Origin of the sequence: Campylobacter concisus, from assembly GCF_902460575.1 — a bacterium.
GTDB classification, from domain to species: domain Bacteria; phylum Campylobacterota; class Campylobacteria; order Campylobacterales; family Campylobacteraceae; genus Campylobacter_A; species Campylobacter_A concisus_AW.
In genome coordinates, this window is sequence record NZ_CABPUY010000003.1 from 247,355 (window position 1) to 271,842 (window position 24,488).

At 41.0% G+C, this 24,488-nt stretch carries 21 protein-coding genes, 1 tRNA gene and 1 pseudogene; 12 read left to right on the top strand and 11 right to left on the bottom strand.

All coding sequences use genetic code 11. The features are described from left to right. Window positions 1-287: 287 nt before the first annotated feature. The 3 genes and pseudogenes from F3G76_RS10785 to F3G76_RS07680 form a co-directional block, all read right to left on the bottom strand. Window positions 288-3,521, bottom strand: a complete 3,234-nt coding sequence (locus F3G76_RS10785; protein WP_317454269.1) for an Ig-like domain-containing protein — start codon at window positions 3,519-3,521, stop codon at window positions 288-290. 831 nt (window positions 3,522-4,352) lie between these two features. Next, window positions 4,353-5,300, bottom strand: a pseudogene (locus F3G76_RS10790) (retention module-containing protein); the annotation flags it as partial. A gap of 134 nt (window positions 5,301-5,434) precedes the next feature. Then, window positions 5,435-5,809, bottom strand: a complete 375-nt coding sequence (locus F3G76_RS07680; protein ID WP_149706379.1) for a RidA family protein — start codon at window positions 5,807-5,809, stop codon at window positions 5,435-5,437. 94 nt (window positions 5,810-5,903) lie between these two features. Between F3G76_RS07680 and cheQ the strand changes: the two genes are divergently transcribed. Next, complete coding sequence (gene cheQ, locus F3G76_RS07685) at window positions 5,904-6,377, top strand: cheVAW transcriptional regulator CheQ (protein ID WP_149706380.1); 474 nt, start codon at window positions 5,904-5,906, stop codon at window positions 6,375-6,377. Here the strand turns inward: cheQ and F3G76_RS07690 are convergent. Genes F3G76_RS07690 through F3G76_RS07700 form a run of 3 tightly spaced genes read right to left on the bottom strand, consistent with a single transcriptional unit; the run spans window position 6,355 to window position 8,352 of the window. Continuing rightward, a complete protein-coding gene (locus F3G76_RS07690; RefSeq protein WP_149706381.1) occupies window positions 6,355-6,894 on the bottom strand; it encodes an L-cystine-binding protein TcyA in 540 nt (179 codons plus the stop codon). The genes cheQ and F3G76_RS07690 overlap by 23 nt on opposite strands. Window positions 6,895-6,936: 42 nt before the next feature. Beyond that, window positions 6,937-7,497 (bottom strand): Fe-S-containing hydro-lyase, encoded by a 561-nt coding sequence (locus F3G76_RS07695; protein ID WP_021092611.1) that lies wholly within the window; start codon window positions 7,495-7,497, stop codon window positions 6,937-6,939. Window positions 7,498-7,506: 9 nt separating this feature from the next. Further along, window positions 7,507-8,352, bottom strand: a complete 846-nt coding sequence (locus F3G76_RS07700; protein ID WP_009295312.1) for a fumarate hydratase — start codon at window positions 8,350-8,352, stop codon at window positions 7,507-7,509. 158 nt (window positions 8,353-8,510) lie between these two features. On the opposite strand from F3G76_RS07700, the gene F3G76_RS07705 reads away from it, so the two are divergent. The 3 genes from F3G76_RS07705 to F3G76_RS07715 are packed head-to-tail and all read left to right on the top strand — an operon-like array spanning window position 8,511 to window position 10,656. After that, a complete protein-coding gene (locus F3G76_RS07705; RefSeq protein ID WP_148822849.1) occupies window positions 8,511-9,074 on the top strand; it encodes a LemA family protein in 564 nt (187 codons plus the stop codon). A 10-nt stretch (window positions 9,075-9,084) separates the two neighbouring features. Next, window positions 9,085-9,975, top strand: coding sequence for a DUF3137 domain-containing protein (locus F3G76_RS07710; RefSeq protein ID WP_149706382.1), 891 nt, complete (start codon window positions 9,085-9,087; stop codon window positions 9,973-9,975). Between the two features lie 9 nt (window positions 9,976-9,984). Further along, window positions 9,985-10,656 carry a sugar transporter gene (locus tag F3G76_RS07715; protein ID WP_149706383.1) on the top strand — a complete coding sequence of 224 codons (672 nt, stop codon included), beginning with the start codon at window positions 9,985-9,987 and terminating at the stop codon, window positions 10,654-10,656. Between the two features lie 409 nt (window positions 10,657-11,065). On the opposite strand, the gene F3G76_RS07720 is transcribed toward F3G76_RS07715, so the two are convergent. Next, the gene (locus tag F3G76_RS07720; RefSeq protein ID WP_460168776.1) at window positions 11,066-12,376 is read right to left on the bottom strand and encodes a hemolysin family protein; all 1,311 of its coding nucleotides are present in this window, start codon (window positions 12,374-12,376) and stop codon (window positions 11,066-11,068) included. A 200-nt stretch (window positions 12,377-12,576) separates the two neighbouring features. Between F3G76_RS07720 and F3G76_RS07725 the strand changes: the two genes are divergently transcribed. Beyond that, complete coding sequence (locus tag F3G76_RS07725; RefSeq protein WP_149706384.1) at window positions 12,577-13,890, top strand: sodium-dependent transporter; 1,314 nt, start codon at window positions 12,577-12,579, stop codon at window positions 13,888-13,890. A gap of 18 nt (window positions 13,891-13,908) precedes the next feature. Here F3G76_RS07725 and F3G76_RS07730 read toward each other — a convergent pair whose 3' ends face one another. Next, a complete protein-coding gene (locus tag F3G76_RS07730) occupies window positions 13,909-14,355 on the bottom strand; it encodes a DUF411 domain-containing protein (protein WP_149706385.1) in 447 nt (148 codons plus the stop codon). A 109-nt stretch (window positions 14,356-14,464) separates the two neighbouring features. Here F3G76_RS07730 and F3G76_RS07735 point away from each other — a divergent pair, with 109 nt between their 5' ends. The 7 genes from F3G76_RS07735 to F3G76_RS07760 all read left to right on the top strand — a co-directional run bounded on the left by F3G76_RS07735 (window position 14,465) and on the right by F3G76_RS07760 (window position 20,317). Continuing rightward, window positions 14,465-15,433: a putative transporter gene (locus F3G76_RS07735; RefSeq protein WP_149706386.1), complete on the top strand. Its 969-nt coding sequence runs from the start codon at window positions 14,465-14,467 to the stop codon at window positions 15,431-15,433. A 555-nt stretch (window positions 15,434-15,988) separates the two neighbouring features. Beyond that, window positions 15,989-16,792, top strand: a complete 804-nt coding sequence (locus tag F3G76_RS07740; protein ID WP_149706387.1) for a M48 family metallopeptidase — start codon at window positions 15,989-15,991, stop codon at window positions 16,790-16,792. Window positions 16,793-16,794: 2 nt separating this feature from the next. Further along, the gene (locus tag F3G76_RS07745) at window positions 16,795-17,277 is read left to right on the top strand and encodes a GNAT family N-acetyltransferase (protein ID WP_149706388.1); all 483 of its coding nucleotides are present in this window, start codon (window positions 16,795-16,797) and stop codon (window positions 17,275-17,277) included. A gap of 43 nt (window positions 17,278-17,320) precedes the next feature. Beyond that, window positions 17,321-17,408 (top strand) — tRNA-Ser (locus F3G76_RS07750). 105 nt (window positions 17,409-17,513) lie between these two features. Further along, window positions 17,514-18,092: a type I restriction endonuclease gene (locus tag F3G76_RS10795; protein ID WP_204510375.1), complete on the top strand. Its 579-nt coding sequence runs from the start codon at window positions 17,514-17,516 to the stop codon at window positions 18,090-18,092. A gap of 57 nt (window positions 18,093-18,149) precedes the next feature. Continuing rightward, complete coding sequence (locus F3G76_RS10800) at window positions 18,150-18,401, top strand: hypothetical protein (protein ID WP_223227446.1); 252 nt, start codon at window positions 18,150-18,152, stop codon at window positions 18,399-18,401. A 341-nt stretch (window positions 18,402-18,742) separates the two neighbouring features. Then, the gene (locus F3G76_RS07760; RefSeq protein WP_149706389.1) at window positions 18,743-20,317 is read left to right on the top strand and encodes a Na+/H+ antiporter; all 1,575 of its coding nucleotides are present in this window, start codon (window positions 18,743-18,745) and stop codon (window positions 20,315-20,317) included. On the opposite strand, the gene F3G76_RS07765 is transcribed toward F3G76_RS07760, so the two are convergent. The 3 genes from F3G76_RS07765 to F3G76_RS07775 all read right to left on the bottom strand — a co-directional run bounded on the left by F3G76_RS07765 (window position 20,314) and on the right by F3G76_RS07775 (window position 24,115). Beyond that, window positions 20,314-20,826: a chemotaxis protein gene (locus F3G76_RS07765; RefSeq protein WP_149706390.1), complete on the bottom strand. Its 513-nt coding sequence runs from the start codon at window positions 20,824-20,826 to the stop codon at window positions 20,314-20,316. The two genes, F3G76_RS07760 and F3G76_RS07765, sit on opposite strands and share 4 nt — an antisense overlap. A gap of 95 nt (window positions 20,827-20,921) precedes the next feature. Then, complete coding sequence (locus tag F3G76_RS07770; RefSeq protein WP_149706391.1) at window positions 20,922-23,036, bottom strand: TonB-dependent siderophore receptor; 2,115 nt, start codon at window positions 23,034-23,036, stop codon at window positions 20,922-20,924. Then, window positions 23,033-24,115 (bottom strand): PepSY-associated TM helix domain-containing protein, encoded by a 1,083-nt coding sequence (locus F3G76_RS07775; RefSeq protein WP_149706392.1) that lies wholly within the window; start codon window positions 24,113-24,115, stop codon window positions 23,033-23,035. The genes F3G76_RS07770 and F3G76_RS07775 overlap by 4 nt, the downstream gene beginning before the upstream one ends. Between the last annotated feature and the right edge of the window lie 373 nt (window positions 24,116-24,488).

Consider the following 24,488-nt stretch of genomic DNA (forward strand, 5'->3'; position numbering starts at 1 on the left):
GACTGGCTCAATCGATCACTTGTTTAGATTTCAAAGATTGACTAATAGTTTAACAATTGTAAGTTAAAAGAACAACGATAAGAAAAAGGCTTTATTAACGTTGAAGTTAAAGGTGGTTTCTCGTTTCGTGAGCTGGAATTATATATGAGGGATGCTTAAAAATAGTTGAAATAATTGCAAAATATTTTACAAATTTAAATTTTATTTTTTATGTAGAAATTTGGAGAGCTTCCTTGCTCTCCGTTTGATTTAACGCTACCACTTTGATAGCAAATTTACATCTATGATTACATAGGTTGTGTTACTTCGTCCTTGATCTCAACAGTAACAGTTGTTCCGCTAGTATCATTTGTATATGCGGTATAGCCGTCAGTTGATGTACCTTTTTGCCAGCCAGCATCTTTAAATTCTACTTTGTCTCCAGCATCAGCTGTTATTTTTAGCGTATTATCACCATCTGTTAAGCTTATGACATCACTTAGTTTAAGGCTTAAAGTAGTATTTTGGCTCTTGTTAGAGATATTAAGCTCCTCAAAGTTATGTGCATGATCTGCGATGCTATCTAAATTTATAGATCTGCCTGGGTTGGTAATAGCTAATTTGTCATAGCCATCTCCGCCATCGATTTTACCATTTTCAATATTACCAACAGCTATAGTATCATCGCCAGCACCTAAATCTATCAATGATGATTTATTTTTTACATCTCCACCAATGGTAACCTTATCATTGCCAGCGCCAGTTAAGAGAGTAGATTTATCAAAATCATCATCAATGTTAATAGTATCAGCACCTTTTCCTGAGATGATCTTAGTGTCACCATTTATCCACGACTCAACAGTTAAAGCATTATCTCCGTCACCTAAGTTTATAGTAGAGTTTGTTACGTAGTTACCAACATTTACTATATCATCCCCATCGCCAGTTGTAACTATACTTCCTTTAATATAATTTTCAACGGTTAGTTTATTGTCTCCATCACCTAAATTTACACCATACTCTTCATTGGTTCCGGCTATTTTTCCACTAGCATTTAATATATAGCCGCCAACTTCTACAACATCATCTCCACTACCAGTTGCGACTTTAGAGCTATCTATGTTTGTGCCAACCGTTAATTTATTGTTACCATCACCCAAATTTATGTTAGAGTGATTTGTTATATAGCTATCGCCAGCGTGTTGCCATTTACCAACGGTTACAACATCATCGCCATTTCCTGCTATAACTATTGATTTGTCGATATTTGTACCTACATTTAGTGTATTGTTGCCTCTACCTAAATCTAGCTTCGAGTCTTCATTTATCCAGCCCCAGCCATGTTTATTGTTGACAGTTACGATATCATCACCATTGTCTAATTTAACTTCCGAGCCGTGAGTAAATGTTTTAACATCTATTTCTACAGTTTTCCCCTTAGCTGCTTCAGTGATTTTTTGATCGCTCTTTCTTCCATAATCTAAAAGCAAGAAAGTTTCATCACCATTTCCATAAATAGCGCTAGCATCCAATTTTGTGCGAGGTGCGCCAGTAAAGTCAAACACTATTTCATCTTGACCTTTTTTACCTATATTTCCAGCAGCATCACTAAAATAAGCCTCTGCAACATAAGAGTCACCGTTAGAGCCTATACCAAAAACACCTATTTTGCCGTTTGCCTGACCTTGGTTGTTTTTCATCTCGCCCATATAGCCTCTATCTATTTCAGCTTGAGATACTGGGCGCTCATGCCAACCAGTTTCATCCCATTTATAGTGGAATATATCGCCAGCTTTTACAGAGCCGTCTTGTGGGATGATCGCCTTCCAAGATAAGCGTCCAGGATGCTCATTGGTAAGATTTTCATTCCAGCTAAATTTACCATCATTGTTTTTATCCTCGATAAACTCAACTCTTGCATCCACTATCTTCGTATCAACAGTTATGGTTACTGGAGCAGCCTCGGCTGTATTGCCAGCTTTGTCAGTAGTTTTTACTTTAAGCTCATGCTCGCCGTCGCTAAGCGGATTGCTTACTTCAAATTTCCAAGAACCGTCACCTTTTGCCTCTACCTGACCGATTTTGTTTGTACCATCAAAGATCTCTACAGTTGAGCCAGCCTCTGCTTTGCCTGATAGAGTTGGTGTGTTATCGTTTGTTAGGCCTTTTAGTGTTTTGCCCTCAACTGTCACATCGTTGCCCTTAACATTACCATTTACAACGCCACCTGCAACATCATCGATAACGCTATCAAATGTAACCTTAGTGCCTGTATCTACTGTTATAGTAGCTGGGTCAGAAGCCTTGATCGCATTTGAAGCTGGAGATGAAGCTGTGATACTATGAGCACCTTCACCAAGTGGAGTGGCCGGAGTGATAGACCAGTTGCCAAATTTATCAGTTGTTGTGCTGCCTATCTTAGTCGTGCCATCATATAGCTCTACTACTGAGTTAGGATCTGCTTTGCCGTTAAATGTCGGAGTGCTGTCGTTTGTTAGTCCTTTTTTAGTTACGCCATTTACTACTACGTCATTATCTTTGATATTGCCGTGATCTATACCGCCTGCAACGTCGTCGATCACCTCTGTAATAGTGACAACATTTACGTTCGCTAAGAATGCAAAACTTAAATTGCTTCCACTATCGTTACCATTTAGATTAAGGTGGTCTGTGATAGTAGCATCAACACCAGTTGCATGGACATAATCTGACTTCAAAACGCCATTTTCATACATATTATATATTGGCACGCCAGTTATTTCGATAGCGTTGTTATTTAGCGCTGGGATGCCTGCATGTGTGACATTGCCAGCTGCATCGACCTCGTCAAAAGTCACAGTGCCGTCAGCTGCTTTGTGAATGATAAATGCCTTAACAAATGTTGGCTCTGGGTTATGTGCTGGGTATTGTTTTACACCAGTGTCGGCATAAATTTTGTTGTAGTCAGTTACAGCAACTGTTAGTTTGTCTCCGTCTGAGAACACTTTTGGCAATGTTATGCGAGCTGTAGTGTGGCTGATATCGCCGTCCTTTATAGCGTCAGCTACGCTTATACCAGCATTTAGTGCGCCTGAACCACTTCCTGAAACACTTGGATCATAAACTTTGTTGCCTTCTATAAATTCAACCTTCGGAGCCTCCATGCTATCTCTAAATATCCATGTATTTCCGTTAGACTGCTCTGCACGGTCATCACCTTTTACGGTCACTTCTATACCACGTGCGTGTGTATGATTATAGGTGGTTGTTGGCATATCGTGGATATCTATACCAAATTTCTCGCCAGCACCATTTGTAGATGTAAGACCAGCTTTTATAGGTGTCTTATCATCAGCTGAAGTGATCTGATCAACTGTCATAGAGCCATCAGATGCTTTATGAACTAAGAAATACTTATAAGCAGTCGTATCTGTGCCACCTGTTGCAGCTAAAGATGCAGCACTAGGTCCATATCCATATTTTACAGTTACGACATCGCCGTCTTGAACATTCTCAGGTAGTGAGATGCGTGCTGTGGTGTGGTTGATATCACCATCTAGCATAGCTGTATTTCTATTTTGATTTGTTATTTGATCTGATTTTTCATTTAGAACATTGCCATGCTCATCAAGCTCTACAAATTTAACTTCAGCCTTGCCAACATTTTCAAATTTAACACTTGAAGTAGCTTTAAGGGTTGTGCCCTCTAGCTCAACTGTGATGCTAGCTGCATTTCCGAGGGCTGTTTGATAGTGGCTATAGTCATAACTAACCTTTATGCCATCGCCGTCAAATACATTGTTGCCTTTTGTATCTATAACGCTTGTAACATTGCCACTAGCATCTTTATGAACTGTGTAATAGTCATTTATACCAGTTCCTATAACGTGGATCTTGCTGCCATCCTTTGCAAGGTTTGGTATGCTGATGGTTACAGTAGCTTTTGCGCCATCCTCAGCATAGTTCTCACCTCTTGTGATAGTGCCGTTACCATCTGCGTCATCATTAAATTTGATAGTAAATTTATCTGGAGCAGTAGTCTCGCCTGTGGCTGTGTTGCCAGCGCCATCAGTAGCCTTTGCAGTCACTGGAGTGTTGTCTTTTGTCGCATTGTCGCTGATAGTGACCTTGCCACTATGCGGATCAAGCTTGAAAGCACCTGTTGGAGCTGTCGTCTTGCCAGGAGTGCTATCTACGACCCAGCCAGCGCTTGGGTTTTTGACTACGGTGATTGTTTGCGTGTTGCCGCCATTATCTGTGTATGAAATTTCAACCTTTGTCGCGTCATTGTCGTGAGGCACCACATCAACTGTGCCGTCAGCCTTTGGAGTGAGATCTACTTGCGGCGGCACAACGTCTGATACTGGAGTAGTAACTGGTGTACCATTGCCTGCATCATCTTTTGGAGTAACTTTTACCTCAGTACCTGGTTTTAGTGGTTCATTATTTGGTGTAGGAACACTAAATGTACCATCAGAATTTACTGGAACTGTAACTGGGGTATGACCAGGAATTTCAACAATTACAGTGGTATTTGGATCTGGGTTTGGAACCTTACCAGTTACTACTGTTGAAGTGTTGTTAATTGGATCTAGAGTTACTGTTGGGATAGTTACGTCTGATACTGGAGTAGTAACTGGTGTACCATTGCCTGCATCATCTTTTGGAGTAACTTTTACCTCAGTACCTGGTTTTAGTGGTTCATTATTTGGTGTAGGAACACTAAATGTACCATCAGAATTTACTGGAACTGTAACTGGGGTATGACCAGGAATTTCAACAATTACAGTGGTATTTGGATCTGGGTTTGGAACCTTACCAGTTACTACTGTTGAAGTGTTGTTAATTGGATCTAGAGTTACTGTTGGGATAGTAGTATCTACAAAGCCAGCGTCACCACCAGCATTATCGGCTGCGCCGCTTACGCCGCCTATCCTTTCAGCACCTCTTGCGTTATTTAGATCGCCTATAGAGCGGAAATTTTCATTGATATTTGAGTAGTGACCGCCCTCATCAAACGACGCTGCACCAAGGCTAACGCCATCTCCACCACCAGCTGCGGCTGCGTTACCACCAGCGGCAGTCTCCTCTAGTTTTGTTAGATCCTCGCCGTTTAACAACGCTTTTTGCAAGTCACTAACATCTGCTACGGTATTTGGTTTTTGTCCTGCGGCTACATTTTCGTCAAGCTTTAACGACTCATCACCCAAGATGGTGACATCTTTGCCATTGTCCATTGAAACTACGGCTTTAGAAGAAGCTGAAGAGGTCTTTACAACCTCCCCAAGATATAAAGCGTCGCCAACTTTTAAAACGCGGCTAACGCCATTTTGATCTACAGCTACTACTAAGCCTTAGATTTGTTTGATTACTCCTACTTGAGTTTGCATGTCTATCCTTATCGTAAAATAAATTTTACGTAATTTTAAGACATTTTAATCCTCTTTGTATATTGTACTTAGGTACAGTTGTGACATTATTGTGCTGCGATAACCTCAATTTCTACAAGTGCATCTTTTGGCAAAGTCTTCACAGCCACCGTGCTTCTAGCAGGATATGGCTCTTTGAAAAATTTAGCGTATGTGACATTTACTTTAGCAAAATCTGCCATATCTGCTAAAAAGATCGTAGTCTTTACGACATTATCAAAACTAAGTCCAGCCTCAGCCAAAATGTTTTGCAAATTTGTAAGTGACTGCTCGGCTTGAGCCTCTACGCTACTACCTGCAAACTCGCCCTCTGGTGTGACGCCAAGCTGACCTGAGATAAATAAAAATCCATTCGCGCTAATCGCCTGAGAGTACGGTCCGATCGCTTGTGGAGCGTTTTTTGTTGAAATTTGTTTTTTCATATCTTCTCCTTTAAATTTTGGCAAAATCCTACTATAAATTTCTAAATTTTTAGGCACCAAAGGCTATAATGAGCAAAATTTCAAAAGGACAAAGATGCAAATAACCCTTGCACCAAACGAATTTTTAGATGACTACGCGCTTGGTGCGCAACTTGCCAAAAACGCTGGCATCTCATCAAATGCCTATCTTTTTTGGAAAAATGCGATCAGCGCTAAATTTGAAAACTCACGCATCGTTTTTCTTAGAAAAAAGAGCGTCCCAGAGAAATTTAAAAACGCGCTAGAAGAGTGCACGCCGTTAAATGGTCTTGTGCCAACTGGCGTCTTTTGCTCATTTACCTCGCTTGCCCCCTCCCACCTTGTCGCCAAAAATGGCTCTAAAATTTATGAGCTTTTTGAATTCCATGAAATTTGCGGTATCAAATTTTTAAATTTAAAGAAATTTTATGATGATTTCGAGCTTAACTACTCGTATAGGATTTACATCGAAAAGTGCAAATTTTTCTCGCCAGCGCCCTTTGAAAAGCGTATAAAACTAACTGAGACTATGTGTCTTGGCTACTACTAGCCACCTCGTAAACGATTAACGCCTCGGTTTTGTAGCCCCCTATCCTATCTTTATATAGTAAAATTTCGTCGTTTTCTCTTTTGGCGTAAATTTTAATGTGAGCGGAGTTTGTGCTCTCGTCGTAGTCATCGTAGATAAATTTAAACTCGTCCATATCCAGCGTGATAAACTGCAGCGCCTGAAACGAAACCGCAAAGAACATCTCCTCGCTAATGCCACTTGTTCTAAATTTATCAGCCAGCTTCACTACAAACGACCCCACGTCGCTAAAATACTCTTCAGGGCTCTCATACTCGCTTTCAAAGACCACTATCTCATTTAGCGACCACTCATTTTGCGTCTTATTTTCTTCAAATTTCTGACCTTTTTTGATGGCGCTTTTTAAAAATATCCCTTGCGGTTTTGAGATGAAGCCCTCGTTTAAAATTTGCTTTAGCTTTAAATTTACTAGCTCGCTTTTTGTTTTGGTGAAAAATTTAAGTAGTGGCTTTGCTTGATCGTTGCAAAAAGTTTTCATTTTGGGAGAAATTCCGCTAGCCCCAAAGCTAGCGGATCAAATTTAGATTTTTTTGTAAGGTGCTTGACCGACTTCGTAGAAGTTATTGCCCTCGCAGTCGATAGCGACTATCGCTGGGAAGTCCTCTACTGTGAGCCTTGCGACTGCCTCTGGTCCTAGCTCTGGGTATGCCAAGACTTCATATTTTTTGATACTTTGGCTAATGACCGCTCCGATACCGCCGATAGCGACCATATAAACACAGCATGATTTTTTCATAGCCTCTACTACTGCGTCGTTTCGATATCCCTTGCCGATCATGCCATTTATGCCAACTTCGTTTATCATAGTTGGTGTGTATTTGTCCATTCTGCCGCTTGTTGTTGGACCTGCTGCGCCTATAGCTTGGTTTGGTTTAGCTGGTGTTGGTCCGACGTAGTAGATAGTCTCGCCCTTTAGCTCAACTGGTAGCTTCTCGCCACGTGCTAGAGCCTCTGTTAGCGCCTTGTGAGCGGCGTCACGAGCAGCGATGATAGTGCCTGAGATTAGGACATTGTCGCCTGCTTTTAGGCTTTTTACCACCTCTTTATCAAATGGTGCTGTTATTCTTTTTACTTCTGACATGTTATCTCCTTAAAGCTCGGCGTCTGCGTGGCGTGCAGCGTGGCAGTTGATGTTTATGGCTACTGGTAGGCCTGCGATGTGAGTTGGATACCACTCGACATTTACTTTTATGGCAGTTGTATCGCCACCAAGTCCTTGAGGACCGACGCCAGTTTTGCTAGCAAGCTCAAGAAGCTCATCTTCGAGTTTTGCATATCTAGCATCGGCATTTTTGCTATCTACTGGACGAACTGCAGCTTGCTTAGCTAGAAGTGCTGCTTTATCCATAGTGCCGCCTATGCCAACGCCTATTGTCATTGGAGGGCAAGCGTTTGGTCCAGCGTATTTTACAGCCTCTAAAAATACCTTTTTAACGCCCTCTATGCCATCAGCTGGCACAAGCATTTTTAGTATTGATTTGTTCTCACTACCAAAGCCCTTTGGAGCGACTTTTATCTTTAGCTTATCGCCTGGAACGATCCTAGTGTGGATGACTGCTGGAGTGTTGTTTGTGGTGTTTTTTCTCTCAAAAAGTGGCTCAGCAACGACTGATTTTCTAAGATAACCCTCAGTGTAGCCTTTTGCAACGCCTTCGTTGATCGCATCTTCGATATATCCGCCCTCGATATGCACATCCTGACCGATCTCGACAAAGACAACTGTCATGCCTGTATCTTGGCAAATAGGCGCAACGCCCTCTTCTGCTAGCTTGGCATTTTGCAAAATTTTGCCCAAGATATCCTTACCAAGAGATGAGCTCTCAGTGGTTTGTGCTTTTGTAAAAGCAGCCTTTAGATCTGGCGTAACGACGTAACAGGCTTGTTTGCAAAGCTTTGCAACAGTCTCTTTTATATCTTTTACGTTTACCGTTCTCATTTATCCTCCTCGTAAAAAACAATTTTTAATTATATAAATTATATGTAAAATTTAAGATTAAATTATAATATTAAATTTAATCGCCCAACCTCGGTGTTTAAATACTCTTAAGCAACTTTGGATAAACTACAACAAACTTAAATTTCAAAGGAAAAGTTATGAATTCGTTAGTCATCGTGATACTTGTTGTCGCAGTCATTTTTGTCTTTTTCATCAGCCTTTACAACTCGCTTGTTGCAAAGCAAAACCAGGTAAAAAGCGTGGAGGCTGGCATCGACGCGCAGCTAAAAAGAAGATATGACCTCATCCCAAATTTAGTAGCTACTGCAAAAGAGTACATGGTGCATGAAAAAGGCCTACTAGAAAACATCACTGCCCTTAGAGAAAGCGCTAGAAGCGCCTCTACAAATGAGGAGAAATTTGAGCTAAATAACAAAATTTCAAGCTTGCTAAATGGTTTAAGAGTAAGCGTAGAAAACTACCCAGACCTAAAAGCAAATCAAAATTTGCTTCACATCCAAAGCACGCTAAACGAGGTCGAAGAGCAAATTTCAGCTGCCAGACGTGCCTACAACTCAGCTGTTGAAATTTACAACAACGCCACACAGATGTTTCCTTCAAACATCGTAGCTTCAATGTTTGGCTTTCATAAAGATGTGTTTTTTGATATCCCTGAAAATGAAGCAGTTGCTCCAAACGTCGGTGATCTTTTCAAAAAATAAGGCATAAAAAATGCAAGCAGACGAACTAAAAGGCATCGATCTAAGCGACCTTGACGAGCTTGAAAAAGAGCGTCTTGCTATGGGGCAAAAAGCCTTTAAAATGATAGTTTATGGCTTTCTTGGCATCATAGTTGTAAGTGGTTTTTTGGCATCACTGCACCTTGGAAATTTATTTTTCTTTTTGCTAATCGGCGGAGTTTTTTATCTTGGCAAGACGATAAATGGGCTAAAAAACGAGCTTATAGCAAAATTTAAACAAAAAGTAGTTGGCGTCATCGTAAAAAACTATGGTCTAAATTTCAGCGCAAATGGCGGACTAAGTTTGAATGATTTTTATAAAATTTATGACGCTGATGTAAATAGACACTACGCAGAAGATATGATCTACGGACAGATAGACGAGACGCAGTTTAAGCTTTGCGATTTTTATGCGGCAAAAGAGACGCAAGGTGAGAAACGCACCACTACAACGGTGAAATTTCAAGGCATTTTGCTAAAGGCTGAGTTTAAAAAAGAGCTAAACGCCACGATCTACGTCTGCGATAAAAAGCGAACGTCTGATCTAAGAAGCGATGGCGAGCAAGCTGTGATGGATAACCCTAAATTTAATGAGCTTTTTAAGACCTATGCGACCGATCAGATCGCTGCTAGATACGCTCTGACGCCAAAGTTGATGGAAAATTTCACCACTCTAAGAACTAAATTTGACGCCCCACTCTCGGCAGTGTTTTTAAAAAATGAAATTTTCATCGCGATCGATCTTAGAAAGGATAGCTTTGAGCCTGATCTTAAAAAGCCGATAAACAGCAACGAGAGCGTGCAAAACTACATCGCAGGAGTTAGCGACTTTGTGGAGATCGTGCGTGATCTGGAGCTAAATAAAAACATCTGGAAGAGTTAAATTTATAAAATGCCAGATAAAACAAAGCTCAAAGAAGGCGACATATTTTACGTCTATAATGATTACTACAAGAGATATTTCTTTGGCAAAATCTTAGTTGATATTAAAAACCGCCTTGTAAAGCGAGCGAATGAGGGCCTTCTTTGGCCGCTTGATTTTTTTAGTGACTGCTACTTGGTTGCTGTTTATAAAGATATAGCAGATACGCCGGTGCTAAAAAGCCGTGAATTTATCATCCCTGGTAGCTTCATATACAAAAGCAGTTTCAACCGCAAAAATAAAGACGGCATAAAGTGGGTCTATTATGATCACAAAGATATCAACTACCAAGAGCTAGAATTTCCAGAGTATATCGTAAGTAGCAATGATAAAATTTGCCTAGAACGGGGAGAGCTTAGCATACCAACTGGCTTAACTCGCGCGCAATATGAGAATGAATTTAACATTACTGGCAGCAAAACTGGCGGCATAAACTACTCAAATGCCCTGCTCTTACAAGGCTTGCCAGCATATAAAAAGAATATAGACTATAGCGATCTTCGCCTTTTGCCAGAGCTTCGTAAAAAGCTCTATGAGATGATAGGAGAGGCTCCAGACACGCCATACTACGAGCTAGCATTAAAGCACGGCAAAGATCTAGCACGCTTTTATCAAGATAAATTTACACATAAAAATAGATAAGCAAATTTGGCTACAAAATAGCTATTAAGAGGCGCTTTAAAATTTAACAAAAGAAATTTGGCTCTCTTGCTTCAGCCTAGATGAGTGCGATAGAGAAATTTATGACGAAATTTCGTAACATCGTATCTCCCCGCCAAGGCTAACTAGCTTTAGTAAATTTAAATATAGCAAACAAGATCAGTCGCAGCTACTTTTGCAAGTAGATGTTAAATTTAAAACTCGCAAGCCATTTTTAAAATTTATAACCAAATTTACGAAAAAGGTGGTGTTGCTTTAAATTTTGTGGTTTTAAAAGTTAAATTTAAGGGCTTAGAGCCTTTAAAAAGTGCAATGCCACTTAAATTTACTCTATTTTTTATGATTTTGCGATTTTAAATTTAATGGCCAAAAAAGCCATTAAATTTATAAACTAGGCCTGAGCAGGCTCCTCTTCTTCTTTTATCTTTTTTCTAACTTTTACGCGTGAGATGCTAGCTCCATCCATCTTTCTCACTTCGTAGTAGCAATTCTCATCCTCGATCTTGTCGCCCACAACTGGCAAACGACCGATAAGATTAAAAACATATCCGCCGATCGTTACTTGATCGGTCTCTTCATCAAAGCTTATGCCAAGGACCTCTTCAACGCTCTCTAAGTCGTATCTGCCTTGGAATTCATAGATGTTTTCATTTATCTTTTTGTAGTGTTGATCGACCTCGTCGTGCTCGTCATTAAAGTCGCCAAGCACCTCCTCCATGATATCTTCCATTGTAAGAAGTCCTGCCGTGCCACCATACTCATCGACGACAAGCGCAGCTGAAATTTGCTCTTTGTTCATCATCACGAGCACCTTTGAGATAGAAAGACTCTCAGGCACGATAACAAATTTACGCACGATCGCGTCAAAACTCTTCTCTTTATCCTCGCTAAAGTGCAGCTGCAAGATATCTCTAATGTGTATCATGCCTAAAATGATATCTTTTGAGCCGTCTATATAAGGATAGCGAGTATATTTTGACTCAAAAACGACTTGTAAATTCTCTTCAAAGCTCTTTTGTTTATTTATACAGATCATATCGCGTCTTGGCGTCATGATCTCTTTTGCGACCGTGTCACTAAAATCAACTGCATTTTTGATAAGCTCAGTCTCAAAACTATCAAGCACGCCGCCCTTTAAGCTCTCGCCAACGATGATCTTGATCTCCTCTTCAGAGTGCGCTAGCTCATTCTCTTTTGCTGGCTGGATGCCTAAAATTTTAAGTCCAAATGTAGCTAGGATGTCAAAAAGCTTTATGATAGGCGAAAAAAGTATCCAGAAAAAGTGAAGCGGACGAGCGATTTTAAGCACTGCTGATTCTGATTTGGCTATGGCGACTGACTTTGGCACAAGCTCGCCCATAACGACGTGAAGTAGCGTGATAAGCGTAAATGCGATCGCAAAGCCGACTGTATGAACTAAGATATCGCTAAGATTAAAAACATTTTTAAGTGGGGCTTCTATGAGCCTTGCGACTGCTGGCTCACCGATCCAACCAAGGGCGAGCGAGCTTAGCGTGATGCCAAGCTGAGTGGCGCTAAGGTAGGTATCAAGCTTGTTTGACATCTCAAAAGCAAGCTGGGCGTTTGGCTTTTTCTCTTTGATAAGCTCTTCAAGTCTAGACTTGCGAACCTTAACAAGGGAAAATTCCGACAAAACAAAAAATGCGTTTAGTAAAATGAATATAATGGCAAGTATTACCATTAAAAGCGAGTTATCGCTACTGGGGTACAATTATGATCCTTAAGAGTTAAAAATTTTGGCTGATTATAGCGAATTTATATTTAGCGGTCAAATTAGCCGCGCCCAAAAGTAACAACGTTTCTTAAATTTAAGATTTATAAAAAGTTCTTAAATCATATTTTGGTAACATTATTTTCATCACTAAAATTATGGATTTTACAATGAGCAAAAAGAATTTTTCATCACGCTGGGCTTTTATACTAGCCTCAGTTGGTTCAGCCGTTGGTATGGCAAATGTTTGGGGTTTTCCTTACAAGCTTGGCACAAATGGTGGTGGAGCGTTTTTACTCATCTACATCTTTTTTGTGGCGCTTTTTTCTTACGTTGGCTTAAGCGCTGAGTATGCGATCGGCAGACGCGCAAAGACTGGCACGCTAGGATCATATAAATTTGCTTGGCAAAGTAGAAATTTAGGCGTCATCGGCAGTATCGTCGGCTGGCTTCCACTTGCTGGCTCACTTTGCATAGCCATTGGCTACGCTGTCATCATCGCTTACGTGCTAAAGGCCCTTACTCAGGCGCTTACTGGCTCATTTATGAGCGTTGATACAAATGTTTGGTTTAACTCATTTGCACTTGCCGAGTACTCAGTCCTGCCATATCACTTCATAGTCATTATTGGCACGCTTCTTACGCTATTTTTTGGAGCAAAAAGCATCGAAAAGACTAATAAAATAATGATGCCGCTATTTTTCGTGTTATTTGCCATTTTGGCTATAAATGTCGCGATGCTGCCAAACGCACTTGAGGGGTATAAATTTCTATTTATCCCTGACTTTAGCAAGCTTGAAGATCCGATGGTATGGGTCACTGCGATGGGTCAAGCCTTTTTCTCGCTCTCTATCACGGGTTCTGGCATGATAGTTTATGGAGCATATCTTTCAAAGGATGAAGACATCGTAGAAAGCGCCAAAACTACGGCATTTTTCGACACGCTTGCAGCGCTTGTAGCAGCGCTTGTCATGATCCCAGCAGTCTTTGCCTACGCCATGGATCCAGCTGAGGGTCCAAAGCTACTTTTCGTAACGCTTCCTAAAATTTTACAAAATATGATCGGCGGTCAAATTTTTGCGATCATACTATTTACCGCAGTCATCTTTGGCGGTATCACCTCACTTCAAAATATGTTTGAGGTCGTGGCTGAGTCGCTTATGCATAAATTCCCGCGCCTTAGCAGATTTTGGGTGCTTGCACTGCTTTGCGTAGTTTGCTTTGGCTTTGGAGCGTTTATGGAGCCTATTAGTAGCTGGGGGCCTTGGATGGACTTTGTCTCTATCTACATCATCCCAATCGGCGCAGTTATCGGCGCAATATCTTGGTTTTGGGTCATTAAAAAAGAAGAAATTTTAGACGAGGTAAATTCAGGAGCAAATAAAACTTACGGCTCATTTTGGTATTTTGTAGGTAAATTTATCTATGTGCCGATAGCCTTTTTACTCTGCATCATTGCTATTAGCAAGGGAATTTCTTTTTAAATTCCCTTTTGGCTAAATTTATTTTAGCTTTTTGGTGCCTATGTAGGTGGCAAAGACCTCTTGCGAGCCATCTTTTTTAAAGAGTATGACGTCGTATTGCTCGGCTTTGCCGCCTTGCTCCATGCCCTGACTCTCCATAGGCATGCCAGGCACTGCGATACCAACGGCATCTTTTGGTTTAAGCTCCAGCAGGCGCTTGACCTCATCAGCTGGCACGTGACCCTCAACGACGTAGCCATCAACGATAGCTGTGTGGCAGCTTGAAAGCTCTAGTGGCACGTGAAATTCTTTTTTAACCTTGACCAAGTCATCTACTTTTATGGTCTCTTCGCTAAAGCCAGCCTTTTGCATAGCACTCGTCCAGTTGCCACAACAACCGCAAGTTGGGCTTTTATAGACCTTCATATCAGCCCCAAGCGCTAAGGTCGCACAAAGACTAAGAGCTAAAAATGCAAATTTCTTCATCATTTTCCTTTACGTTAAAATTTGCAAAATGATATTGTTTTGGTTTAAATTTTATATAAATGCTTAAACCTTGCCTGCTATAATTGCCAAAATTTACAAAAGGCACTTTATGTTTTCATCATTTTTCAAAGACAAAAAATGGGCGCTTTGGGCTTACGGCGGAGCGCTATTTATCATCTTGCTGCTTGTCTATCAAACGCATCTAAACGTCCGCATCAACGAGTGGTATAAAAATTTCTACGACATCATGCAAAACTCAAAGGATCACAATGTAGATGAGTTTTGGCAAGGGATATTAAATTTCATAAAGATCGCCATGCCATACGTCGTGACCTATACGGTGATATCGTTCTTTGCGAGCCACTGGGTCTTTCGCTGGAGGGAGGCGATGACCTTTAAGTACCTCAAATTTTGGCGAAACTGCCAAAACGACATCGAGGGCAGCTCGCAGCGTATCCAAGAGGATGTTTATCGCTTTGCCAAGATCATGGAGAGCCTTGGCGTGCAGGTTTTAAAGGCGTTTATGACGCTGATTGCCTTTATACCAGTGCTTTGGGAGCTAAGCAAAAGCGTGAGCCTACCTTTCATCAAGGACATCGAGGGCTCGCTAGTTTATATCGCACTACTAATTAGCATCGGAGGCCTCATCGTATCGTGGTTTGTGGGTATAAAGCTACCGCACCTTGAGTATAACAACCAAAAAGCAGAGGCGGCGTTTAGAAAAGAGCTAGTTTATGGTGAGGATGATAAGCTCAAATTTTGCCAGCCAAACGTCATGCTAGAGCTTTTTACAGGGGTGAAGCTAAACTACTACAAGCTCTTTTTGCACTACGGCTACTTTAATCTCTGGCTCGTCTCGTTTTCGCAAATTCTTGTCATCGTGCCTTTCATCATCATGGGCAATGGCCTATTTAGCGGCGTCATCACGCTTGGCGTCCTCGTGCAAGCTAGCAATGCCTTCTCTCAGGTCAGAGAGAGTTTTAGCGTCTTTATCAACAACTGGACGACGATAACGGAGCTAAGATCGGTCAATAAGCGTTTGAGAGAATTTGAGCGAAATATAGACTATAAAGCGTAGGGGTTAAATTTATATACTGAAGAAACTCGGGCAAATTTTAAAATTTCATGAACGAGTAATTTCGGCTCTAAAATTTGAGCTAAGCTGTAATCGAAGCCAAATTTTAGTAGTCAATTCTTGCGAGTGAGTGAAAATTTAAAATTTGTAAATTCTTTTTATTCAAAAGGGTGACAAGGGGACTTGAATTACGAAGCCGTCCCCTTATCCCTCTTTTTAAATCCCCCGTCTGCTCGCAGTTACGAGACGAAGTCGAAGTAAAAACCCCTCGCACGTTATTAGAGGTGCATGCGATAGCACTATCGTGCCGCATGCGTTTTGCTATCAAGTAAGTTTTCGCAAATTTAAAAATTTCATGAACGAGTAATTTCGGCTCTAAAATTTGAGCTAAGCGATAAGCGAAGCCAAATTTTAGTAGTCAATTCTTGCGAGTGAATGAGATTTTAAAATTTTGTAAAAGGCCAAAACCAATGCAAAATTTAAATTTCACTACTCGTTTAACAATGCATACCCAACACAAGCTATAATACGCCAAATTTTAATCCAAAAAGGATAAAAATGAAAAAAATTTTACTTACGTTATTAACAGCTAGCATGCTTATCACAGGCTGTACGAGCGTCACAAAGTCAGGCGTCGTGGGCGCAGATCGCAAGCAGTTCATGCTAGTATCTTCTGAGGCGATGGAGCAAAGCTCAGCTCAAGCTTACGTCAAGACGCTAACAGCCGCTAGAAGCAAGGGCGAGCTAAATGTCGATCCAATCCTCACAAAAAGGGTTCAAGATATCACAAAAAGGCTGATCGCGCAAACTGGCGTTTTCAGAGAGGACGCTCTAAAATGGAAGTGGCAAGTAAATGTCATCAACGAAGATACTCTAAATGCTTGGTGCATGCCAGGAGGCAGGATCGTCGTTTATAGCGGCATCATTAAAAAGCTAAATTTGACAGATGCACAGCTAGCAGCGGTCATGGGTCACGAGATCGCCCACGCACTTAGAGAGCACAGTAGAGAGCAGGCCAGCACCGACCAGCTTAAAAACATCGGCATCTTCGCAGTCGCGACCGCCACAGGACTTGGCGACCTTGGAGCAAGTGCGTTAGGTTTAGCAACGCAATACACCATCTCACTGCCATTTTCTCGCTCGCACGAGACCGAAGCTGATCACATCGGCACTGAGCTAATGGCAAGAGCTGGATATGATCCAAAAGAAGCGGTCGAAGTTTGGGTCAAGATGAGCAAGATGAGTGGTGGCAAAGTGCCTGAAATTTTAAGCACTCACCCATCAAACGAGAGCAGGATCAAGGATCTAAAAGAGGTCGCAGCAAAGCTTGAGCCAGTATATCAAGCAGCCAAAAAAGGTTAGGCTTGATCGAGCGAGCAAATTTAAGCGACCTTGAAGCGATCACGCAAATTTATAATGACTACATACTAGAAAGAAGTGCGACTGCTGATATGCGGCCAGTTAGCACAAAGGAGCGAGAGCCTTGGTTTAACGCCCACGGCGGCTCGCGCCATATCTTTATCTACAAAGAAAATGATGAAATTTTAGGCTACTGCTCACTAAGTGACTTCAATCCCAAGATCGCTTATGATATAAGCGTAGAGATAAGCATCTATGTCGCTAAAAAAGCCCTTAAAAAGGGCATCGGCAAGCAGCTTTTAGCCCACAGCCTAAATGAAGCTAGAGGGCTAAATTTAAAAAACATCATCGCGCTAATCTTTAGCAAAAACAAAGCAAGTCTTGGGCTATTTTTGAAATTTGGCTTTGAAAAATGGGGCGAACTGCCTGGCGTTTGCCTGATGGATGGCGAGTATAAAGATGTCGTTATCTTGGGGCTAAAGCTCTAAAAGCCAAGCATTAAGCAAATGAAGATATAATCACCTTCTTCTTGGGTAGATGTCCGAGCGGTTTAAGGAGCACGCCTGGAACGCGTGTGTGGGGCAACTCACCGAGAGTTCGAATCTCTCTCTACCCGCCAGAATAGTGCCCACAACTCTTAAATTTTCTTGACCCTCCCTTTACTTTTAATCGTTAAAATAACAAGTAAACTACTTATTAAAATAGCAAAAATAGGAGGTGTTTTATGGATGAGGTCAAGGTAAAAATAAAAGAGATAGCCGCTAATATAGAAAAACTAGGGGCTAGCATAACAACAGAAGAAGCAACAAAAAACGCTTTTATAATGCCGTTTATCAGGGCTTTAGGCTATGATGTTTTTAACCCATTAGAGGTAATGCCTGAATATACCCAAGATATTGGCACAAAACAAGGAGAGCGTATAGATTACGCTATTTTTCAAAATAATGAGCCAGTTCTTTTGGTTGAGTGTAAAAAGATAGGAGCTGAACTAAATGCTAAAAACGAGTCACAGTTACTTAGATACTTTAATGTCAGCAGAGCTAAATTTGCGATTTTGACAAATGGTCGTGATTATAAATTTTATACCGACTTAGAAGAGAAAAATATAATGGATACAACTCCATTTTTAAGCTTTGATATAACAAAAATAAAAGATACACAAGTGCTTGAACTCGAGAAATTTCATAAAAAGAATTTTGACTTAGAAAATATTTTCAACACTGCAAATAACCTAAAATATACAAACCAACTCGAAAAAGTAGTTAGCGCTGAGCTTGAAAATCCTAGTCGAGAATTCGCATAATACTTTTTTAGAAAGATCAGCGACCAAGTAGCAACCGAAAAAAGGGTCGAGCAGATCATGCCTTTACTAAAAGCAGTCTTTGCTGGGCGCATCAACGATATGGTAAGAGATAGGCTAACGTCAGCACTTGATAAGGAGACAAAGAAAGAAGCCGAGCCTTTGCCACCACAAGAGGATGAGAATAAGGTCATAACCACACAAGAGGAGTTAGACGCCTTTTATATTGTTAGAGCGATATTGGCAGCGGTTACTAATGTAGAAAATATAACATATAGGGGATGCTCAGTCTTATTTTGCAATATTCTTTAACGATAATAACCGCAAGCCGATATGCAGACTATACTTCACAGATAATAAAAAACAAATAGGCATAATGGATAGCGAAAAAAACGAAACAAGATTTCAACTTGATAGGATCGAGGATATTTATGCCTATTCTGAAAAATTGTGTGAAGTAGCTAAATTTTACGCTAGTCAAAACTAATACACAAACTATCACGGCGGAGCTTTTCGCTCTGCCAAATAAATTTACTTTCATATTTTTTATGTCACACAAAAACATCTAATGCTAAGGCATTTAAATAATTTAAACCTAAAGTGCTAAAATCTCCTAAATTTAATGCAAATTTATAAAACCAAAAAGAGACAAAATGATCGAACATTTGCTGCTGTTTTTTGCACTGCTAGCCATCATAATCGCTTTGGTAATGGTCTCAAACCACCTAAAGGTCGCCTATCCAGTGCTATTAGTCCTTGGCGGGCTTGCCATTAGCTTTGTGCCAAATTTACCAAGCATCAAGATCGATCCTGAGCTTATTTTCATCATATTTTTACCGCCACTTCTTTACGAGGCCGCGTGGGCAAACTCGCTAAAAGAGCTCTTTAAATGGCGCCGCATGATCGGCAGTTTTGCCTTTATCGTGGTTTTCATAAGCGCAGCAGCAGTTGCTTTGATAGCAAATTTAGTGATCCCTGGCTTCTCGCTCGCCCTAGGCTTTATGCTAGGAGCTATCGTCTCGCCACCAGACGCGGTGAGCACGGCAGCTATCCTTAAATTTGTCAAAGCCCCGCGCAGGATCAGCGCTATTTTGGAGGGTGAGAGCCTTTTAAATGACGCCTCCTCGCTCATCATCTTTCGCTTCGCCGCAGTTGCGGTCACGACTGGGCAGTTTGTCTGGTACAAGGCCGCAACGACCTTTTTGTGGATGGTGGCTGGTGGCGTTTTAGCGGGTCTTGTGGTGGCGCTTGCGGCATATTTTTTACATAAAATTTTACCGACTGATGAAAACAGCGACACGATAATGACGATCACGACGCCTTATATCATGTATATCTTGGCTGAGGAGCTTGGCGCTAGCGGCGTTTTAGCAGTGGTTTGTGGCGGACTTTATCTCTCGACTAAAAGAAATGAAATTTTTACCGCTTCAACAAGGATCCACGCGATGCCAGTTTGGAACAACTTTATTTTCTTACTAAACGGCCTTGCATTTACCATGATCGGCCTTGACCTGCCTGAAATTTTAGCAGGGCTAAAGCGTAGCGGCGTCTCGCTATTTGAGGCGATCTCTTACGGCGTTTTGGTCACTGCTGTACTCATCGTTATCCGCCTCATGGCATCTTATGGAGCCGTTTATATCACGATGTTTATGAAGCGCTATATCAGCGTGGCGGACGATCGCAACCCTGGCAAAGCCACACCATTTATCGTCGGTTGGGCAGGTATGAGGGGCGTAGTCTCGCTGGCTGCAGCACTTTCTATCCCCGCTATGGCTGGTAGCGAGCCATTTCCGCATAGAGATCTCATCTTATTTATCACCTTTGTCGTGATCTTGCTAACGCTCGTAGTTCAGGGCTTAAGCTTGCCACTGCTCATCAAAAGTGTGAAATTTCCAGACTTTAACGACCATATGCCAAATGAGCTTGCAAGGATCAAGATAAAAAAGGCGATCGCAGAGGCTTCGCTTAAATTTCAAAGCGAGAAATTTTGCAATGAGGAGAATTTCTTGTTTCAGAAACTCAAAGAAGTTTGGAATTTTGAGCTTTCAAATGAAAATTTCGAGATCAGCGACGAGGTCAGGCAGACCTATTTTGAGATCCTAAATGAGCAGCGAAAGGCGCTTTGTGAGCTAAACAAAGACCCAAAGATCGACGAAGAGGTCATTAGGACATTTTTATATCACATCGACCTTGAAGAGCAGAGGTGGCAGCCACATAGCGAGCACTAAAATTTTCTTCCGACATTGCAACTTACCGCACCACAAAATCTCTTGCCAAATTTGGCCTCGACGATGAGTACGAGCACGAAAAATATCTTCTCATCGTTCATGCGTGCGATCTGACGCAAAGTCTGGCTGGGACTATTAAATTTAACATCATTTTCGCGCAAACTCTTGCAAAACAGGGCCTCGTCAAAGCCAAGCATGCGTGAAATTTCACTGATGCTGTAAGGCTCAAGCGAGGCGATGATGCGGTCCATGTTGCAGATCGTTGGATTTTTGCGGTGCGTGGCGACATCGATCATCTCATTTATGAGCTTTACTAGCTTTCTTCTGCGGTTAAAAAGGTGCAAGATCACGGCACAAACGATCAAAGCTCCTGCAAATTTGTGCGCGCTCATCATCCACTCATTATGCTCGCCCATGGCAAAATTTAGCCCAGTAAATGCAAGCAGGCAGATCCCACAGGCAAGAGCACAGACGATACAAAATTTATATATCACTTCCACTTTTAGCAATGCAAATTCCTTAGTTTTTTGAAATTATACACCTACTATGCAAAAAATGAATGGCGCCAACTAGAAATTTAGCTGGCGCGTTAGAGTAAATTTAGCTAAAACTTATAGTTAAAGCTGAGATTAAATGTGCGTGGATCGCCATAAACCATCATGTTTTTGCCGATGCCCTCGTAGTATTTTTTATTAAAGAGATTGTCGATATTTAGCTGCACGTCAAAGTTTTTAGCAAATTTATATCCAAACATCAAATTTGCCAAGGTGTAGCCCTTTTGCGTGATCTCACCTGCGCCTTTGCCAGTGTAAATTTTACTCTTATACATAGCTCCAGCCCCTACTCTAAAGTCTCTAAATTCATACTTTGCAAATAAATTTGCCGTGCTTCTTGATGAGTCGGTGGCGTATTTCTCGCCATTGGCATCTTTTGCGTTAAAGTGGGTTGCGCCAAAGCTTAGGCTTAAATTTTTAGTGATCTCGCCGTTTAGATCTAGCTCGACGCCCCTGCTTGTCACGCCTTTGCCAGCTTCATATATATCGGCATTTGTCGCTGGATTTTTCTTGCCAGTGTTTATGCCAAGCTTGTCTTGCACGATCTTAAAGACGCCAAGACTTGCTTGAAGTGCCCCGTCAAGATACTCGCCTTTGATGCCCACTTCATAGTCTTTGCCTTGGATCGGATCAAGATATTTGTCGTTTGCGTCCTTTACGTTTTGAGGCTTAAATATGCTCGTGTAGCTAGCATATAGAGTGTGGTTTGCTCCAATGTCGTAGGTGATGCCAAGATATGGCGTGATCTCATTTGTGAAATTTCTATTGTCTTTGCCGCCTTCGATCTCGTATTTGTAGTAGCTCACCCTAGCACCTAGCAAAAATTTAAGCTCATCGGTGATTGATAGTTTATTTGCCGCGTAAAATGCCTTTTGTATAGTTTTGTCTTTATTATTTTGATCTTCGTAAGGGAATTTTGGATCATCAAGGTGTAAATTTTTAAAATCAATCCTGCTTCTAGCTGTATAAGCAAGCCCAGCTGGTGTAGTCCTTTGCAGCCAGTAGCTACTTACCTTATCGCTACTTTTTTTATAGTTGTTATACATCGCGCCAAAGACAAACTCATGGGATAAATTTGCTATCTCGTAAGGGATATTTGCATATGCATCGACGTTGTGGATGTTCTCCTCTCTTTTATTTGCATAGGCGCTAAGACCACTCATATTGCCAGTGCCATCTAAATTTACCGCTCCGCCGTAGTAGAGTAAATTTGAATCAGTGTTTGCCCGTCTAAATGAGTAGCTTAAATTTAAGCTCGCTTCATTTTCAAAGTAGTGCTTAAAATCAGCGTAAAAATCAAGCGTTTTTATATCCCACCTAGTCCAAGGCTGAGAGAAAATTTCATTTTTACTAAAATTTGTCCTAGAGCCATCTGTGTAAAATGCTGGCATACCGCCCCACCTAACGCCACGGCGTCTTAGCTCTTGATAAAACGCACCAAGGCTAAGCCATGAGTTATCTCCTATATCGCTATCAACTACGCCGTAAATCGCGCTATTTTTGCGGTTATAATAGTCCATATAAGAGTGCGACTTCTCATGCATAAAAGATAGCCTTGCTCTAACGCTTCCGCTCTCATTTACTGGCGTTTGCACATCGCCATTTACGCCGTATCTATCGTATGAGCCAGCACTTATGCCAAAATTTCCTTTTAGCTCCTTTGAGTCTGCTCTTTTTCTTATGAAATTTAAGCTTGCAGCTGGGTTGCCAGCGCCTGCAAGTAGGCCATTTGCCCCTTTTACCACCTCAACTCTTTCATAAGGCAGCAAGCTCATATCATTTGCGCCAAGGCTAAAACCACCAAAGCTAGGCATCGAATCAAGCAAATAATAATCTATCAAAAATCCACGAACCGTCGGACGTATGCGCTCGTCCCATTTGTTTAGCGTGACGCCCGGGATATTTCTAAGAAGCACCTGATAGTCCTTGATGCCTTGATCTTTTAGCCTTGCTTCTGTTAGCACAGTTAGCGACTGGGGCGTTTGACGAGAGGTTAAATTTAGCCTTGTTGTGCTCTTTACAAGCTCTTTTGCAAAGTAGTTTGCGTCGTCTCTTCGCTCACTCTCCACGACATCGACTGCTTCTAAAACCTTGTCATTTTCACTAGCGTAAATTTGAGGCAACGCCAAATTTAAAGCAACTAAGCTAAGTAAAATTTTTTTCATTTTTTTCTCCTTTTAAATTTTCTAAACCACAGATAAAGTCCTGAGATGCTCAAAACTAACGGCGAGATACCCACTATAAACCAGATAAATTTTGTAGTTTGGTTGTAGTTTCCAAAGTGCGATCTTCTAAAGGTCGAGAGGATTTTCTCACTTAAATTTGCATTTTTTATGTCTAGGACGCTAACTAGCTTGCCGCTATCTTTGTCGTAGGTGATCACGCTTGAGTATTCGTTATGCACGAAACTTTGCCATATCACGTAGCCAAAGATGCGGATGTTTGCCCCTTGCATGAAAGGCAACGATATGAAGTGCGGCTCAAAGCCTTTTATGTCCTTTCTCGATCTAGCCACCAGCTCATCAAGGGATAAACTTTTGTTATAAATTTTTGCGTCTATTACGAAGTCATTTTTAAACTCTGGCGTGCGTGCCATCCTAAATTCCCACCAAGCGCCGCTTATGCAAATGAGCAGTAAAACTGGCGTGCAAAAAATTCCTATTATCTTGTGGATGTCGTTCATGAAAACATTTAGCCCATTTACGCGCAGTCTAAGCAGGGTTAGCCAAAATTTACGGTAGATCACAAAGCCGCTAATGCAGATAAAAAATGTAAAAATAGCTGTTAAAAAGAGGATGATATTGCCACTTTTTTCAAGAAGAAGCTCCTCATGGATATGCGCCAAAACTCCGAAAAATCCCTCATCGTGCGCAAGTGGCTCGCTTTTTACCTTGCCGCTAAAAGCATCAAAATAGATAAATTTCCACTCTTTTTTGCTGTCATTATGCTCAATTAGCCAAATTTTGTCACACTTTTTAGGGTTTGCATCGATATTTATACCAACCATCTCGTAGCCGCCAAACTTGCTTGCGATGATATCTCTTAGCTCATCAAAGCTAATCCTTTTGCTTAAATTTTCTTTGTTTAAATTTACATTTACGATATTTGGGATAAGAAGGTTGTTTAGTTCGTCTTTATAAACGAGGATCGCACCGCTAAAGCAAACTACAACAAGTGGGATAAAAAAGAGAAGCGACAAATATGCGTGCACCTTGTAAAAAAGCTTTAAATTTAAAAATTTCAACTCTTTAGCCACCTTTAAAAAGTTAGTCTTGATAACAGCTCGCAATTTTATAAGATTTTTGCTTTTATAATTTTTAAAACCATTATCAAAATATAATTTTAAAAAGAAAGTGACGTTTGTGAAATTTGAGTTTAGAAAGGTAAGAATTTGATTTGAAAAGATAGAAAACTCCTCTTTGTGTAAGCGGAAAAGCCAGAAAAGGGGGAAGCAAAGTCTTAACCGCTACAAAAAGGAGGGTCCGTTTAGGACGATGAAATGTTATTATTTAAATATAAATTTTAATGAAATTTTTAGTTAATAAAAAAGAAATTCTGCGTAATACTAAATTAAATCACTATATTTAGGCATTTACTAAAAAATTTCTCTTTTAGAA